Origin of the sequence: Methanobrevibacter sp., from assembly GCF_045541095.1 — an archaeon.
Taxonomy (GTDB): domain Archaea; phylum Methanobacteriota; class Methanobacteria; order Methanobacteriales; family Methanobacteriaceae; genus Methanocatella.
Genome location: NZ_JAZQIJ010000268.1, coordinates 1 through 16,096, shown reverse-complemented (window position 1 = coordinate 16,096; position 16,096 = coordinate 1). Strand labels below are relative to the sequence as shown.

Annotated in this window: 13 protein-coding genes and 1 pseudogene; 11 read left to right on the top strand and 3 right to left on the bottom strand. The window is 34.5% G+C overall.

Annotated features, from left to right (window positions below; translation table 11 throughout):
* The first annotated feature begins 270 nt into the window (after positions 1-270).
* The 10 genes and pseudogenes from ACKI2P_RS11685 (at position 271) to ACKI2P_RS11640 (ending at position 13,317) form a co-directional block, all read left to right on the top strand.
* Positions 271-396 (top strand): hypothetical protein, encoded by a 126-nt coding sequence (locus tag ACKI2P_RS11685; RefSeq protein ID WP_407377761.1) that lies wholly within the window; start codon positions 271-273, stop codon positions 394-396.
* Positions 397-634: 238 nt separating this feature from the next.
* Positions 635-1,072 carry a hypothetical protein gene (locus tag ACKI2P_RS11680; RefSeq protein ID WP_407377760.1) on the top strand — a complete coding sequence of 146 codons (438 nt, stop codon included), beginning with the start codon at positions 635-637 and terminating at the stop codon, positions 1,070-1,072.
* Between the two features lie 152 nt (positions 1,073-1,224).
* On the top strand, positions 1,225-2,907 hold the full coding sequence (locus ACKI2P_RS11675) for a hypothetical protein (protein ID WP_407377758.1): 1,683 nt from the start codon (positions 1,225-1,227) through the stop codon (positions 2,905-2,907).
* Between the two features lie 116 nt (positions 2,908-3,023).
* On the top strand, positions 3,024-3,995 hold the full coding sequence (gene mch / locus ACKI2P_RS11670; protein WP_405275653.1) for a methenyltetrahydromethanopterin cyclohydrolase: 972 nt from the start codon (positions 3,024-3,026) through the stop codon (positions 3,993-3,995).
* A 107-nt stretch (positions 3,996-4,102) separates the two neighbouring features.
* Positions 4,103-4,819 (top strand): DUF4013 domain-containing protein, encoded by a 717-nt coding sequence (locus ACKI2P_RS11665; protein WP_407377756.1) that lies wholly within the window; start codon positions 4,103-4,105, stop codon positions 4,817-4,819.
* Positions 4,820-4,833: 14 nt separating this feature from the next.
* Positions 4,834-5,637, top strand: a complete 804-nt coding sequence (locus ACKI2P_RS11660; RefSeq protein WP_407377754.1) for a DUF4013 domain-containing protein — start codon at positions 4,834-4,836, stop codon at positions 5,635-5,637.
* A gap of 110 nt (positions 5,638-5,747) precedes the next feature.
* Complete coding sequence (gene rbr / locus ACKI2P_RS11655; RefSeq protein ID WP_407377753.1) at positions 5,748-6,293, top strand: rubrerythrin; 546 nt, start codon at positions 5,748-5,750, stop codon at positions 6,291-6,293.
* A 71-nt stretch (positions 6,294-6,364) separates the two neighbouring features.
* Complete coding sequence (gene rbr, locus ACKI2P_RS11650) at positions 6,365-6,910, top strand: rubrerythrin (protein ID WP_407377751.1); 546 nt, start codon at positions 6,365-6,367, stop codon at positions 6,908-6,910.
* Positions 6,911-6,987: 77 nt separating this feature from the next.
* Positions 6,988-8,398 (top strand): annotated as a pseudogene (locus ACKI2P_RS11645) (nicotinate phosphoribosyltransferase).
* 155 nt (positions 8,399-8,553) lie between these two features.
* Positions 8,554-13,317, top strand: a complete 4,764-nt coding sequence (locus ACKI2P_RS11640; protein ID WP_407377749.1) for a C1 family peptidase — start codon at positions 8,554-8,556, stop codon at positions 13,315-13,317.
* 15 nt (positions 13,318-13,332) lie between these two features.
* Here the strand turns inward: ACKI2P_RS11640 and ACKI2P_RS11635 are convergent, their stop codons facing one another.
* From ACKI2P_RS11635 to ACKI2P_RS11625, 3 genes are all read right to left on the bottom strand, one after another.
* Positions 13,333-14,043, bottom strand: coding sequence for a thymidylate synthase (locus ACKI2P_RS11635; RefSeq protein WP_407377748.1), 711 nt, complete (start codon positions 14,041-14,043; stop codon positions 13,333-13,335).
* A 252-nt stretch (positions 14,044-14,295) separates the two neighbouring features.
* Positions 14,296-15,075, bottom strand: a complete 780-nt coding sequence (locus ACKI2P_RS11630; protein ID WP_407377746.1) for a TlyA family RNA methyltransferase — start codon at positions 15,073-15,075, stop codon at positions 14,296-14,298.
* A gap of 20 nt (positions 15,076-15,095) precedes the next feature.
* Positions 15,096-15,668: a DapH/DapD/GlmU-related protein gene (locus tag ACKI2P_RS11625; RefSeq protein WP_407377744.1), complete on the bottom strand. Its 573-nt coding sequence runs from the start codon at positions 15,666-15,668 to the stop codon at positions 15,096-15,098.
* Positions 15,669-15,759: 91 nt separating this feature from the next.
* On the opposite strand from ACKI2P_RS11625, the gene ACKI2P_RS11620 reads away from it, so the two are divergent.
* Positions 15,760-15,981 (top strand): hypothetical protein, encoded by a 222-nt coding sequence (locus ACKI2P_RS11620; RefSeq protein WP_407377742.1) that lies wholly within the window; start codon positions 15,760-15,762, stop codon positions 15,979-15,981.
* Positions 15,982-16,096: the final 115 nt, after the last annotated feature.

Genomic DNA, 16,096 nt, shown 5'->3' with positions numbered 1-16,096 from the left:
ATATTAAAACTGTAGTTTGTAAAAAAATAAAGAATAATTAAAATTCGATTTAAATTAAAACTTAATTTCAGATTAAAATAAATAAAACAATAAAAATATAACCTAGTTAGTAAATTCAAAATGAAAAATTAGTTTTAGAGGGCACTCTTTTAATAAAATTATATGGTTTCAATTAAAGCAATAGATTCATGTGATTTATATTTATCATAATCCAACTTTTATTTAGATAAAAAAATTGATTTATCTGCTAATAAAACTTGGAGGGATTAAATGGGTCTTTTTAATGATCAAAAAAACGTAACAAACATTGATTCATTTGACTGTTTGGATGAAAACAACAAGCCGATGGAATTTGACGAAAACGTAATGGATTTGAAGAGGATTCTTCGGATTTAAAAATCTACGATGACAGGTTTTTCGATATAATCTTTCCTGATTTCAAGTAAAACAATTTCTTTATTCAATTTAAATTCTTTCATAAACATATTTTTTGAAAAGAGAACTAGGAATATGGGGGAATTAATTGATATTCCAGATATGGCGATATTGGGTGTTTTAAAACTCCGCAAAAGAGAAATCGGACATTGGCAAATTTTTTAAATATTTACGGCAATAGTAAAATGTAGGTGGGAAAATGGATTTTGATGTACGAAGAGTAGATCTGGTTAAGATGTCTATTAAAAAAAGGGATACCAAACAGGAAGTGATTACAGAATATATGGACAACAACATGTACATTTCAAGGCCGAAAAAGTATAAGTATGATTCAGGAGAGTCAGTTTTGGACATAATGACTCTTGATAACACCAACTGGACTTATGAACATGTCAAAAGCAGAAAACCCAAGGATAAATCAAAGCAAATCATTCGTGTCAAAACCAGAAATGATGACACCTGGCTGATTGACCTGGCCCTTAACAATCCTCAAAGACATGTCAGAATTGCAGCTGTAGGTAAACTCACTGATGAAGATGTGCTGTTCAAGATAATAAAAACAGATAGGGACAATTATGTTAAAAAAGCATGTCTGGACAGGTTGTCTAAATTATACATAATGGGGGAATCCAAATAGACAGTCATCAAAACCTGGATGACTTCATCAGTATTGCCAGGAATTCTTCCGATTGGAAAGAAAGGTGTGAAGCGGCTGAAAAAATTCACGATGAAGATATCCTGAAAGACATTTTCAACAGTGACAGCATCAGTGCCGTCAGCATCTCGGCAATGAATAACATAAATGATACTGATTTTTTGACAGATGCCTGTTTAAACAATCCAAGTTCCCATATTCGGCTGGCGATTTTAAACAGGATATGTGATGAAAAATTGCTGAATGACATCGAAATGTCTGCTTTCATTGAAAATGTCATAATGTCAGATCCCGATGATTTCATAGTCTCAACTGCATGCGAAAAACTCAATTTCACAAACAGTGAAGATGTGATTAAATTTTTGGCCAGGTTTGATGATGCATCACTCAAACCCGATTTCATCAAAGGGATAACAGATGAATATGTATTGAAATATTTGGCATTAAACCATAAAAACAATCGAATTCGAGCTCAGGCTATTTTAAATCCGAATCTAACAGACATTGAAGTTATATCTAATGTGATAGCAGATGATGAAGACTATTTCACAAGAGTTTCCGCAATCAGCAGGATTAAAAATTGTAAAGAACTGGAAGAATTAGTCTATAAAAAATCACTGAATCACCGTTTAGCCGAAATAGTTAACAATATTACTTTTAAAACAGGCAGATATTTTATAAATGAATTTGAATCTGCCGATGATGAATATGAACGCAGTGTTGCTGTAATGTTTATTGAAGATGAAAATATTCTTGAAGATATAATCTCAAAAGAAAATGACGAAAAAGTAATTGAAAGCATCATCAGAAACGAAAATTTCAAAAATAAGGAGATTTTAATTGATTATGTTAAAAATAATCTGGAAAAGGAAGCTATTACGGATTTATTTACAAGAATTACAGATGAAAGTTTTTTAGAAGATTTGGCAATCAATAAGGATTTAAATGTGCGTTTTCATGCGGTAAAACAAATTTCCAACCTGACAAGTAATGATAATCTGCTTCGAAGGATTGCACTGGTGGAAAATGATGAGAAGATATGCATAAATGCAGTTGAGTCAATTGAAAACAGAAATTTCCTTATAGAAATAGCGCACACCCGCCCTGAAAAGAACATACGTCTGTCTGCACTAAATCAGATTAAGGCAAAAAGACTATTGAACAACTATATGTATTTCATACAGAATTCCCTTGCCGATTTGCCTTTCGAGTCATGGCTAAGAGAAATGGCTTTAGATGATGAGGACTCAGAAATCAGGCAGGTTGCCGCAAGCAAACTCAACGATAAAAAAGTTCTCGATGAAATAGTATCTGGAAATGATGAAGCCGCTCCTGAAGCTCAAAAAAGGCTGAATACTCTTTTTGAAGACATAAAACAAATAAATAATGGAGCCGTTTTAAATAAATTGGTTGCAAGCAGCGACAGTGATGTTTCAAATCTTGCACAGGATGTGCTGGATGATTTGCAAACATGGGAAAGTCGCATTGCAGAGATAAGCAATATTGATGATATAAACCAGTTGAAGAATATCTCTAAAAATGATTTCAATAGGTATGTCCGGATGGAAGCTGAAGGAAAGCTTGAAAGAATTCTTTTCAATTTCAGATTGGATGAAATCCCCAGTGCCTCCACTCAGGAAAAACTTAAAAACATAGCTCTTGATGAAGATTTGACTTTTTATCTTAGAAATAAGGCTATTTCAGAAATTTCCGATGTAAAATTCCTGAAGGAAATCATTGACGGAGATTTTGATGAAAATTTGAAAAATGCCTCTAAGTTGAGATTGCATTTTGATTTAAACAATACTTATTTTTGAAAACAGCTTTTTCAGTTAAACTCATTTAGGCAAATATAAATATAAATAACTATAAAATCTTATTCATTAACTTAAAAGTTATAAGTTAAAATATAATATTAATACGAGGTTAAACTATGGTAAGTGTAAACGTTGAAGCTAAAAAAACCGTAGATGTAATGATTGAAAAAGCAGATGAATTAAACATTGCTGTAGAAACTTTAGGTAATGGTGCTACTGTCATTGACTGTGGTGTAAATGTCGATGGAAGTTTTAAAGCAGGAGAACTTTATACTAAAGTATGTCTTGGTGGACTCGCAGATGTTGGAATTTCAATTCCTGGAGATTTATCTGAAAAATTCGCACTTCCTTCAGTAAAAATCAAAACTGACTCACCATCCATTTCAACATTAGGTTCCCAAAAGGCAGGTTGGTCCGTATCTGTAGGTGACTTTTTCGCATTAGGTTCTGGTCCTGCAAGAGCTATTGCATTAAAACCAGCTGAAACCTATGAAGAAATCGGATACGAAGACAAAGACGCAGACCTTGCAATCTTAACTTTGGAAGCTGACGTATTGCCTGGTGAAGATGTTGCTGAATACATTGCTGAAGAATGTAATGTTGACGTTAAAAATGTCTACTTGCTTGTAGCTCCTACTTCTTCCTTAGTCGGTTCTATTCAAATCGCTGGAAGAGTTGTTGAAAACGGAACCTACAAAATGTTGGAATTCATCAAATTCGACGTAACCAAAGTAAAACATGCTGCAGGTATTGCACCTATTGCACCTGTTGACCCAGATGGACTTAAAGCTATGGGTAAAACCAACGATGCTGTTTTATTCGGTGGAAGAACTTACTACTATGTAGAATCCGAAGAAGGAGATGACATTGCTGATGTTGCAGCTCAATTACCATCTTCAGCAGCTGATGGATATGGTAAACCGTTCTTCGACGTATTCAAAGATGCAGGTTTCGACTTCTATCAAATTGATAAAGGAATGTTTGCTCCTGCAGAAGTTGTAATCAACGACTTAACTACTGGTAAAATGTATAAAGAAGGATTTGTAAACGCTGAGTTGCTTAAAAAATCCTTCGGTGTAGATGAATAATTATATTCATCTTTTATTTTCTTTTTTTCAAAAAAATTTTACATCATATTTATATACTTTTAAGTTAAAAATAATACTGCTTTTAAATAACTTAATAGGTGATAAATATGAGCATAAGTGAAATTATATCAGATGCAATCAGATATCCTTTTTCGGATATTACAAAATTTTTAATCATAGGAATAATAGCATTGCTTGCGGGTTTTGCAAATCTTTTAGATCCTTTTGACATAGACGGCTTTGCTATGAAAGCGGTTTTTACAATTTTAAGTATAATATTTTCATTGATGCTTTCAGGAATAGGCCTTAATGTAATTAAAAATGCAATTGCACATTCAGATGAGATTCCTGTATTGGATCCTGTAAACAATATACTTGACGGAATAAAATTCTTAATAGTCAGCATTGTTTACTTCCTTATTCCGATGGTCATTACTTTTGTTTTGGCAATATTCTTCGGAGTACTTGGTGCCGGATTAAATCATATTGGTGCTGCTACAGCCATAGTTGCAGTAATTGCAATAGTGCTGTTCATTATTTTTGGAATATTCCAAATCATTGCTATTGCCAGACTTGCAAAAACCGGTGATTTCGGTGCAGCATTTGACATTGGAGCAGTATTGGATGATGTTAAAAAAATTGGAATTGGTAAAATCATATTATTTTTAATCATTTCTCTTGTAATAATCATGATTGCTGCATTAATCGCATCATTCTTGGCAATAATACCATTTATAGGATTAATCTTATCTCAAATAGTAATCGGAGCATTTGTTGTTCTTTTCTACTATAGAGGAATTGGATTAATTTACTCTGAAGCATAAATTGAGGAATTCATATGGAAATTGCAGATATTATTAAGGATTCATTCAGGTTTCCGGCCAATAATATCAAGGCTTTTGCAATATATGTTGCAGTTTACCTTGCTGTTGGAATCATGGTTGTACTGGCAACTGTTTTAGCAGTTTTTGCTTTCAACGATTCCGCTTATATACTGATAGGTTCAGTTATATTCGCAATCTTGGCCGTTTTGCTTGTATTGATATTGTCAGGTTATGAAATCGACATTATTAAAACAGGGATTAATCTAGAAGATGAAGTTCCGGGCATTGACTGGAAAAATGATTTGATTAGAGGTATCAAATCCCTGATTGTAGCTGTTGTATACTTCATCGTTCCGATGATTATTACAGTAGTTGTTGCATTCATTACAAATGTGCCGGGCAATCTTATGAATCTTGCCAATGAGGCCAATAGTGCTTCAGGAGCTAATGCCACAATTCCATCTTTTGTCATAACTCATCTGTGGGGATCCCTTGCAACAACATTCATAATTTCCATGATTTTGTTTGTTGTCTTTTCATTCATCCATTACATGGCAAATGCAAGACTGGCAAATACTGACAGTTTATCCGAATCATTGAATGTTGTTGAGGCGGTAAAGGATATTTCAAGAGTAGGTTACGCCAAAGTGATTGTAACTGTAATACTGATGATTTTAATTACCTTTGCAGTAAATGGAATTTTATCAATTATCTATCAGCAAGTTCCTCAGCTGTCCATTTTAAGCATTGTTGTAACTCCGTTTTTAATGTTTGCAATGTGCAGGGCTAACGGGTTATTATATTCCGACATAGCTTAAAAAAATAGGTTATTTTTTTAATCTATTTTTCTTTTTTTATATTTTTTAGTGGATTTTAAAAACATTTTTATTCTATGAAAATTATAATAAATTTATTGGAGTTGAATATTATGACTGATTTAAAAGGTACAAAAACTGAAGCAAACTTACAAGCAGCTTTTGCTGGTGAGTCCCAAGCACACACAAAATACCAATACTTTGCTGCAAAAGCAAAAGAAGAAGGCTATGTCCAAATCCACGACATTTTCATGGAAACTTCCAAAAATGAAAGAGAACACGCTAAAATCTGGTTCAAACTTTTACACGATGAAGACATTCCTGACACTGTAGCTAACCTCAACGCAGCAGCTGACGGTGAAAACGAAGAATGGACAGAAATGTACAAAGAATTCGCTGAAACTGCTAAAGAAGAAGGTTTCCCAATGATTGCATTCTTATTTGAAAAAGTAGGAGCAATCGAAAAAGAACACGAAGAAAGATACAGAACCTTACTTGCAAACGTTGAAAACGATGCAGTATTCAACAAAGAAGCAGACATTGAATGGAAATGTGAAAACTGCGGATTTGTATTCTCAGGTCCTAACGCACCTGAAAAATGTCCTGTATGTGGACTTCCAAAAGCACACTTCGAAGAAAGAGCTACCAACTTTAAATAAGCTCTCTATTTTTTTTTATTTTTTTAAATTTTATAAACTGATTATTAAATATTATTTTAGGAGAAGATATTATGGCAGATTTAAAAGGAACCAAAACTGAAGAAAATTTAAATGCAGCACTTGCCGGTGAATCCCAAGCACGTGTAAAATATGAATTCTACGCATCCCAAGCTAAAAAAGACGGTTACGTTGAAATCAAAGAAATTTTCCAAGAATCTTCCGACAATGAAAAAGAACATGCTAAAATCTGGTTCAAATTATTGAACGGAGGTAAAGTACCTGACACTTTAACCAACCTTGCTGATGCAGCTGCAGGTGAAAACCACGAATGGACAGAAATGTACAAAGAATTCGCAGAAACCGCTAAAGAAGAAGGTTTCGATGATATTGCAGCTTTATTTGAAGCAGCAGGTGCAACCGAAAAAGCACACGAAGACAGATACAATGCTTTATCTGACAAAATCAAAGCAGACAAAGTCTTCAAAAAAGACGAAGAAATTGCATGGAAATGTAACAACTGTGGATACATCCATTATGGAAAAGACGCTCCTGAAGTTTGTCCATTATGCGACCACCCACAAGCACACTTCAGAAAACAAGATACTAGCTACATCTAGATCTTTTTTTCCTTTTCTTTTTTTTTGATAACAATTTATATACTAGGTCAATCTAATATTACTCTACAAGTGATATTATGATTGAAAACAACATTTGTCTTTTGACAGATAGCTATAAAGTAACTCACCACTACTTTTACCCTAAAGGTACTGAAAAAATCTATTCATACCTTGAAAGCAGAGTAGGTGCTGAGTTCAACAAGACAATTTTTTACGGACTTCAATATATTCTCAAAAAATATCTCGAAGGTCCTGTAGTAAGTCAGGAAAAGATAGATGAGGCCGACAGATTAATATCATCACATATAGGCGAGGATATTTTCAACAGGGCCGGTTGGGAATACATATTGGATAAACATGAAGGAAGATTGCCTATAGAAATCAAGGCAGTCAGCGAAGGCACTCCTGTCGATGTCGGAAACGTATTGATGACTGCGGTAAATACAGACAAGAAATCATACTGGCTGGTCAACTATCTGGAATCTTTGCTTCTTCAGGTATGGTATCCGTCTACTGTTGCAACATTGTCCGCTGAGGTAAGAAAGCTTGCAAACTTCTATCTCGAGGTTACAGGTTCAGCTAAAGATAATCTTGACTTTATGCTTCATGATTTCGGCTATCGCGGTGCAACCTCAACAGAATCATCAATGTTATGCGGTTCAGCTCATCTTTTAAGCTTTTCCGGAACAGACACAATTCCTGCACTGACCATTCCTGGAAACTATTACAATGATTCACAGTTATACGGATTTTCAGTTCAGGCAACAGAACACAGCGTAATGACCTCCCTTGGCCCTGACGGTGAATTCGACCAGGTTTTAAATGTCATTGACAATGCCAAAAACGGAATACTTTCCATAGTTATTGATTCATACAACTACAGAAACTTCCTAACAGAAGCAGGAAGTGAAGGTTCAAGGTTAAATGATGCAATCAGCAATTTTCCTGGCCATTGAAGGAAACAAAGTGGTGTTCAGGCCGGACAGCGGTGAGCCTGTATCAACAACCATTGACTGCTTGAATATTCTTGAAGACGGTTTCGGGTCATATTTGACCGATGAGGGCTATAAGGTATTTGATTCAAACATCGGACTTTTGTGGGGGGACGGATTGAATTATCAAAAGATACGTGACATTCTCTTTGCAATGAAATCAAACGGTTGGGCCGCTGAAAATATCATTTTCGGAATGGGTGGCGGACTTCACTCATCTGTAAACCGCGATACCCAGAGAAATGCATTCAAATGTTCCGCCCAGCTAAGGGATGGGGTATGGTTTGACATATTCAAAAATCCTCTGGACTCAAGTAAAAAGTCTAAAACCGGAAGGTTCAAACTGGTCAGGCAAGGCAATTCATTCAAAACAGTCTCAATTGATGATGAGGGTGAAGACCTGCTTCAGACAGTTTTTAAAGATGGTGAACTGCTGGTCGAGGAAACATTTGGCGATATCAAAAACAGAGCCTTAAAATATTCTAATTTCTTATAGATATTTAAGGCATTCTTTTTTCATTTTTTAAATTTTAAACTATTTTTTTAAAAATATATTCCATTGACTATTTATACTATTAATCTTATAAATTAACATATTAAATCATTTTACACATTTATATTTATTAAATAGGTAAAATGGGGGTAAATATTTTGTCTAAACTAAAAATTGTAGCAATATTGTTAGTATTGATATCTCTTCTGGTTATTGTTCCGGCTAGCTATGCTGGTGAAAACCAGACTGATATAAATTTAGTTAGTGAAGACACTAACATTTTAGCCGATGAATACTATTTTGATGCCGATATCGATAATGATACTGGTGACGGATCAAAATATAACCCCTATAAGGATTTTTCCTATTCTAAAATTCAGCCTAATAGTGTCGTTCACCTTGCAGAGGGGGAATATTACCTTGATGAAAGATCATATATTGCTGATAATATGACATTCATAGGTGAAAATGCTAAAAATACAATTGTTCATGCAAATGGTTATACAATAACTGCAAAGAATACATTAACCTTTATTAATCTGACATTTGATAAGTTGTCAATTTCAAATAACGGCAACATAAATGCAGTCAACACGGTTTTTAAAAGTTCAGCAAAAAGCGTTATTGATTCAATAGGAAGCGATTACCAGGTCAGTCTGGTCAATTGTACTTTTGACAACAACCAGGCCGAAAACGGTGGAGCCATTTACATGGATGGAGGGTATCTGAATATTGAAGATTCCCAATTCCTGAATAATTATGCTAAAAACAGTGGTGGAGCTATTTATACTGATTTTGTCAATGCAACAATAACCTCAACCAAATTCAGGAACAATCATGCACTAAATGAACTGGGAGGAGCAATTTATATTTATAATTCTCCTGTATTCAACTGTATAAATGTGGAAGTCAATGACAATGATGCCAGATTTGGAGGAGCAATAGCCGCTCTTGATTCAATTACAAGTTTAAATAATATTACAGCAAGAAACAATAGGGCAAAATATTACGGCGGCGCCGTTTTTGCAATATATCATACATTATCAATCGAAAATTCCATATTGGACAGCAATTCCGCATCTGACGGTGGAGCATTATATGCGGACCATATTGATTCATTCATAATTCATTCCAACATATTTTCAAACAATAATGCTGAAAAAACTGCAGGTGCAGTTTATTCCGTTTTAAGTGAGTATTACTATGATTCAATCTTTGATGATGCCTTGAACAATACTTTCATAAATAATACAGCTATTCTGGAAAATGACGTGTATGCAAGCAATATGGTAAACTTAACTGTAGGGAATAACAACTACATTCTAATTAAATACGGTTCCTCTTTTAATGGAACTTTGCCTTCCGGTTATGATTTAAGGGATTACGGATATGTTACTTCTGTTAAAAATCAGGGTAATGATGCTAACTGCTGGTCTTTTGCAGCCTTGGCCGCATTGGAATCAGCAATTTTAAAAGCAAACGGCATGACATTTGATCTGTCTGAAGAAAACATGAAAAACTTAATGTCATATTACTCAGATTACGGATGGACCATGGCAACCAACAAAGGCGGGTATGACAAGATGGCTGTAGGTTATCTTACAAGTTGGCTGGGTCCTATAAATGATACTGATGATGTATACATCATCGATTCGCTGATATCTCCAAAATTGGATAGTTTTATTCATGTTCAAAACATACTGTTCTTAACCAGAAGCAGCTATACCGATAATGATGCTATCAAAAGGGCAATAATGGATTACGGTGCTGTTTCAACAAGCATTTATTGGTCAAGCGCTTATTTAAAAAATAGAATTAATTATTATTATAATGGTAATACAGGTGCAAACCATGCGGTTGCCATAATCGGTTGGGATGATAATTACTCCGCTTCAAACTTTAATAATGCCCCTCCGGGTGACGGTGCATGGATTATTAAAAACAGTTGGGGAGAAAAGTCAGGTAATAAAGGTTTTTATTACGTTTCATATTATGATACCAAATGTGCACCTATAAATAAATCCACATCTTACACTTTTATATTCAATGATACAATCAGATATGATAAAAATTACCAGTATGATATTTCCGGACGTACAGACAGCTTTTTCAACACTACTTCAACAGTATGGTATAAAAACAGATTCACTGCAACCGATGATGAATATCTGGCTGCGGTCTCAACATACTTTGAAAAGAATACCCAATGGGATTTATCTGTCTATGTAAATGATGCATTGAAATTATCACAGTCCGGATTTTCACTTTCAAGCTACTCCACAATCAATCTGAATCAATTGATACCTCTTAAATTGGGTGATGTCTTTGAAATCATATTCAAAATAACTGTGGATGATGATGCGGGGGTTCCGATTTCAGAAGCGGTTTCACTAATTAATGAAATCTATTCTGAAAACATTTCATTCGTCAGCTATGACGGTAAAACCTGGAAGGATTTCTATGAACTGCCTTGGACATATCCTGATCATAAATATGACTCTCAGGTAGCTTGCATAAAGGCATTCACTATTCTAAATCCTTTAAATTCATTCATTAACCTGACAATTACAGACATTGGTCAGGACACCATTGATATTCTAGCCAATATTTATGATGAATATGGAAATTCTGTTGATTATGGTGAAGTGGCATTCAATATTTCCGGTGAAATCAAAAAGATGAATGTTAATAAAGGAACAGCTAAGTTTGATAACGTTCCTGTTGGCGATTCAGTCAATAAATTCACTGCCGTTTTCAGCGCTGTGGGATACAATCAGTCAACTAGTTCTGTTTTATTCTCAAAAACTTTATTGCCAACTACTTTATATCTTGATTGCTTATCCAATCATAACTTTTACGAATTCAATGTTCGTGTAGTTGATGCAAATAACAAGTCTGTTGAGAGCGGAAAGGTAATTTTCACAATTGATGGCGTCAACTATACATGTGATGTTAATGACGGAAATGCTTATATGAACATTTCATTCAAAACATTCGGATTGAAAAATGTTTATGTAACATATAATGATTTGTACTGCTATAACTCATCAAATGCAACACAGCTAATTTATGTAACAGCTTCAAAAACTTCAATTACACTTTTTGCAGGCAGTGAATTCAATCCGATTTTGCTAACTGCAAATGTCATTGATGAAGAAGGCAATAATGTAGACAAGGGTGTTGTAACTTTTGTCATTGGCAATGACTCATACAAGGTTAATGTTGCAGATGGAACCGCAACCTTCTCCTATGTTTTTGTTAAAGAAGGATTAAACCATGTATTGGCTTATTATTCAGATGATTCATATATGTATGCATCATCAAGCGTTTCAAAAGATGTTCCTGTTTCATATAAAGATACAAACATGATGCTGAATGTAACATCTAATCAGAATGTGGCCAACGGTGTAAATATTGTCGCTACAGTCATGGACACATCCGGTCAGATGGTTTTGTTTGGTCAGGTTACATTCGAATATAATGGAAAATCCCGAGTTGTAAGCATTGTTGATGGAAAAGCCAGTAATGACTGTATTTTTGACAGTATTGGATTAAATACCCTTAAAGTCAGCTATTCTGACAGTAACTATTATAAGCCATCCAACAAAACGGTTTCATTATACGTTTCAAAAACTAAAGTGGAGATTGTTTCTGCAGTAAACATTGTTTACAATAATGCAACTGTTGACTTTACAATTTCAAAATCAATTGATGAGCATATTACAGTTTATGTCGACGACACATATTATCTTCTCAAATTAAAAAACGGCAAGGCCACAATTGACCTGAATTCTTTGAATGCAGGCATTCATACTATTTCTGCTATAATCAACAGCAGCTGCTATGAATCCGAACTGTATAAAACTCAATTTACAATTGATAAACTTTCTACTGAGCTGGTTTGCAGTGATGAGATAATCTATATGCACAATGATATGAGTTACCGTGTCGGCCTGAAAGACGTATTTGGAAATCCTCTTTGCGATTACCAGATTGCTTTAAAAGTCAACGGCAAAACATATCGCAGCAATACAGATAAAAATGGTTATGCAGTATTCAAATTCAATTTGGGAATTGGAACTTATAGTGCTGATGTTAGATTCAATGGCAATCAGAACTATTTAAATTCAAATTCAACCAAAAAAATTACCGTCAAAACCACAATCGAATTGCCGAGTGCTGCAAAATACACTTATAATTCAATATATGATCCTGTTTTACATGACAAACAGGGCAACCTGTTGAAAAATCAGAATGTGGACATTACGGTAGGAAAAACCGTTTACAGTCTTAAAACTGACGCCAACGGCAAATTGGATTATGTGATAACCCTGACTCCAGGCACATATTCTGTATCTGTTGAAAATCCACAAACTGGAGAAGTCAAAAATCAATCAATAACTGTAGTTAAAAGAATAACAGAAAATAAGGCCATTACAATGTATTATGGTGCCGGAAAATACTATAAGGTCAGAGTTTATGATGATCATGGAAACATTGCTAAACGTGTTAAAGTGACATTCACTATCAACGGCAAGACATATTCAAGAAACACAGATCCAAACGGTTATGCTTCATTTAAAATCACTTTGCAGGCTAAAACCTACACTATCACTGCAAATTATAAAGGATATAAAGTTTCAAACAAGATTGTAGTCAAACCTACTCTGATTTTAAAGGACAAATCAGTCAAAAGATCAAAAACATTCAAATACACTGTCAAGCTTTTAAACAACAAGGGCAAAATCCTGAAATATAAGAAGGTAACTGTCAAGTTCAGGGGCAAAACCTATAATGTTAAAACAAGCTCTAAAGGAATTGCAACATTCAAAATCAAGGCTTTGTCAAAAACAGGCAAATTCACACTGACTGCAAGTTATGGTTCTGCAAAAATAAGTAAAAAGATAACTGTTAAAAAATAAGGTTAAAAAATAACCTTATTTGTTTGCTTTAATCAGTTTGCGGGCTGCTTTAATATCTGTATTGTAGATATGGCCGGAAGTTGAGTGGTAGTGGACTCCGCCAAAGTTAATTTTTTCTCCAACGATTTCCTTGTTTACTTCCTCTTTCATTTTTAAACCGAGATATGCTATGAAAAACATGTTTGAGTAGAAAGCACCGAAGATATCGTTGCTTCTGAATATGCAGTGGATTGTAAGTTCGTTGTCACGAACAATGCATTGCAAAAACTGCAGGCATGGAATGTCTTCCTCTTCTGCATCTTCCACAGGATTGATTGTAACCGCCACTGCACGGTTTGATCCGGTTGCTGTCAGAATCCTTTTTTTCATGCTTTCGAACTGGTCAACATTAAAATGTGCAAATATACGGTTTGGATAAGTGTATACGAATCCTTGTGTGTTGTCGATGATTTCAGGGTCTTCCACTGATTTTACATATGAATATAATGCATCGCTTTTAATCGGGCATCCTTCAAGGTCATATTTTCCGGATTTGATGTCGGCCAACATCATTTCGGTTGTGTAATTCTGATATTTTGCTCTGAATTTCAAATCCATAGGATCGTCAATGACATAAAAGTTACCTAGACTTTCAACCAGATGGTGATTTGAGTCTTTATAGGTTTCTTTTCCTTGTTTTAGAATTTTATCTACAAAATCCAAGTAACATTGAGTAATACTTAACATATAAAACATCCCTTTTATTAATTATATCTATGTTTGTTGACAATCATATATTAATTTTATATCATGTGAAATTATCAAACATGTCTTTGCTTATCTATCTGCTTCACTTTAATTTGTGAAGTATCATATCATGAATTCATTTTTTTAAAGAAACATATATTTATTTTATTAATTATAGCTACAACTATTGATTTAATCGGTCGTTATTTTAATTATTGTGATGGTTAGTTTTAGGTCTCAAATGAAAATTTTCTAGAATGCTGTGTCAACTATCTCATCGATATTTAGCTTTGCCGATTTCACATTTTTTCTAAAGTGTGCCAGATACTCTATGTTTCCGTTCTTTCCGGGCATTTTGGAAACATCCAGACCAAGTGCATTGTAGCCCTTGGTTTTGAAATAGTTCACGACATCTGAAATAACGTCCTTGTGCACCTGCTTGTCGGTGATTATTCCCTTGTATTTTTGAGCTATCTCCTTTCCGCATTCGAACTGAGGTTTTATTAGAAAAACCAGTTCATACTCACTGTTTTCCTGTGCAATCCTGTCTATTATGTGCTTTAGTGATATGAAGGAAACATCGGATACCATGATGTCAATGTCTTTGAACAGTTCTGATGGAGCCTCCTTGAAGTTTAGCTGCTCATGAAGCTCCACCCTGTCGTCAGCTCTTAAAACATCAGCCATCAAGTCAGTTCCAACATCGATTGCGACTACTCTGGCTGCACCATGCTTCAGGCAGCAGTCTGTAAATCCTCCTGTTGAAGAACCAATATCCATCACGCTTTTGTCTGTAAAATCAATATTGAATGAATCAATTGCACCGTCCAGCTTAAGTCCTGCTCTGGAAACGTATTTAAGGTAATCGTTATCGATTATTTCAATCTTGTCATTATCCTTCACGATGTAACTGCGTTTGGTGACGATTCTGTCATTGATTTTAACGTTTCCTGATTTGATGAGTTCCTTTGATTTTGTTCTGCTGGCGATAATGTTGTTGCTTACCAGATATTTGTCCAGTCTTTCCTTCATGATCATGATTCCGTTAATTTCTAGTCCAACTTGATTTTTCTAATCTCTCGGGCTGGAATTCCCGCAACTATTGTGTTTGCAGGAACGTCTTTTGTGACGACAGCTCCTGCTGCAACAATGGAGTTTTCACCGACTGTAATTCCGGGAAGAATTGTTGCATTGGAACCCAACCACACTCCATTTTCAAGATGAATCGGTGAAGGAACCAGATTTCCTCGTCTTTCCGGATTTTCCTCATGATTCAATGTCAATAAACAAACGTTATGTCCGATAAATACTCCATCTCCAATGTAGATTCCGCCCTGGTCCTGCATTGAGCAGTTTGAATTTATGAAAACGTTTTCGCCTATATGAATGTTTTTGCCGCAGTCTGTGTGGAATGGTGGAATTAGTCTTAAAGTTTCATTTACAGGTTTTGATGTTAACTCGGATATGATTTTTTGAACTTCTTCCGGAGTGTGATATTCATTGTTTAGTTTCATTTTGATTCTTGTTGCCTCCTGAAGCAGATAATTGCTCATTTCCTGCAGTTCAGAGTTTGAATCAATAATTTCTCCTCTATTAAAATAATCTAAATATTCCTTTAAATCCATTATATCCCTGGTTAAATATATGTTGTTTTGGTTTAATAATTTTGATGCCTATTTATAAAATTGTTGTGATATTAAATGTAGTTTGGAATCAATGGAAAAAAGATTAGGTGATGAACCTGGAAGTGTTGCTAGAAAAGGTAACTATATTGGTTTAAAGGAAATATATGAAATCATTTCCAAAGACCGTGATGAATTTCTTGAAATGATGGAATGGTGTATCAATCTGCATATTATTGGTGATGCCGTAAAAAATCAAAATATTTCATTGTCGGTTATAAATGAAATATTAATGATTTGGATTTTACAATTCTAGAAAAGTTGGTCTTACCTCAAAAGAGGCATTAAGAATATTTGAACTACCTCAACTTATTGAAGTTGAGGATTCCTAGGTTTTTTATTATATATCGTTGGTTATTTGATATTATCCT

Bases quoted from the DNA above. Each gene is read 5' to 3' on its own strand.
- ACKI2P_RS11665 (WP_407377756.1), top strand. From the start codon at position 4,103: ATGAGCATAAGTGAAATTATATCAGATGCAATCAGATATCCTTTTTCG.
- rbr (WP_407377753.1), top strand. From the start codon at position 5,748: ATGACTGATTTAAAAGGTACAAAAACTGAAGCAAACTTACAAGCAGCT.
- ACKI2P_RS11675 (WP_407377758.1), top strand. From the start codon at position 1,225: ATGAATAACATAAATGATACTGATTTTTTGACAGATGCCTGTTTAAAC.
- ACKI2P_RS11625 (WP_407377744.1), bottom strand. From the start codon at position 15,668: ATGGATTTAAAGGAATATTTAGATTATTTTAATAGAGGAGAAATTATT.
- ACKI2P_RS11685 (WP_407377761.1), top strand. From the start codon at position 271: ATGGGTCTTTTTAATGATCAAAAAAACGTAACAAACATTGATTCATTT.
- ACKI2P_RS11630 (WP_407377746.1), bottom strand. From the start codon at position 15,075: ATGAAGGAAAGACTGGACAAATATCTGGTAAGCAACAACATTATCGCC.
- ACKI2P_RS11620 (WP_407377742.1), top strand. From the start codon at position 15,760: ATGGAAAAAAGATTAGGTGATGAACCTGGAAGTGTTGCTAGAAAAGGT.
- ACKI2P_RS11635 (WP_407377748.1), bottom strand. From the start codon at position 14,043: ATGTTAAGTATTACTCAATGTTACTTGGATTTTGTAGATAAAATTCTA.
- ACKI2P_RS11680 (WP_407377760.1), top strand. From the start codon at position 635: ATGGATTTTGATGTACGAAGAGTAGATCTGGTTAAGATGTCTATTAAA.
- ACKI2P_RS11660 (WP_407377754.1), top strand. From the start codon at position 4,834: ATGGAAATTGCAGATATTATTAAGGATTCATTCAGGTTTCCGGCCAAT.
- rbr (WP_407377751.1), top strand. From the start codon at position 6,365: ATGGCAGATTTAAAAGGAACCAAAACTGAAGAAAATTTAAATGCAGCA.
- mch (WP_405275653.1), top strand. From the start codon at position 3,024: ATGGTAAGTGTAAACGTTGAAGCTAAAAAAACCGTAGATGTAATGATT.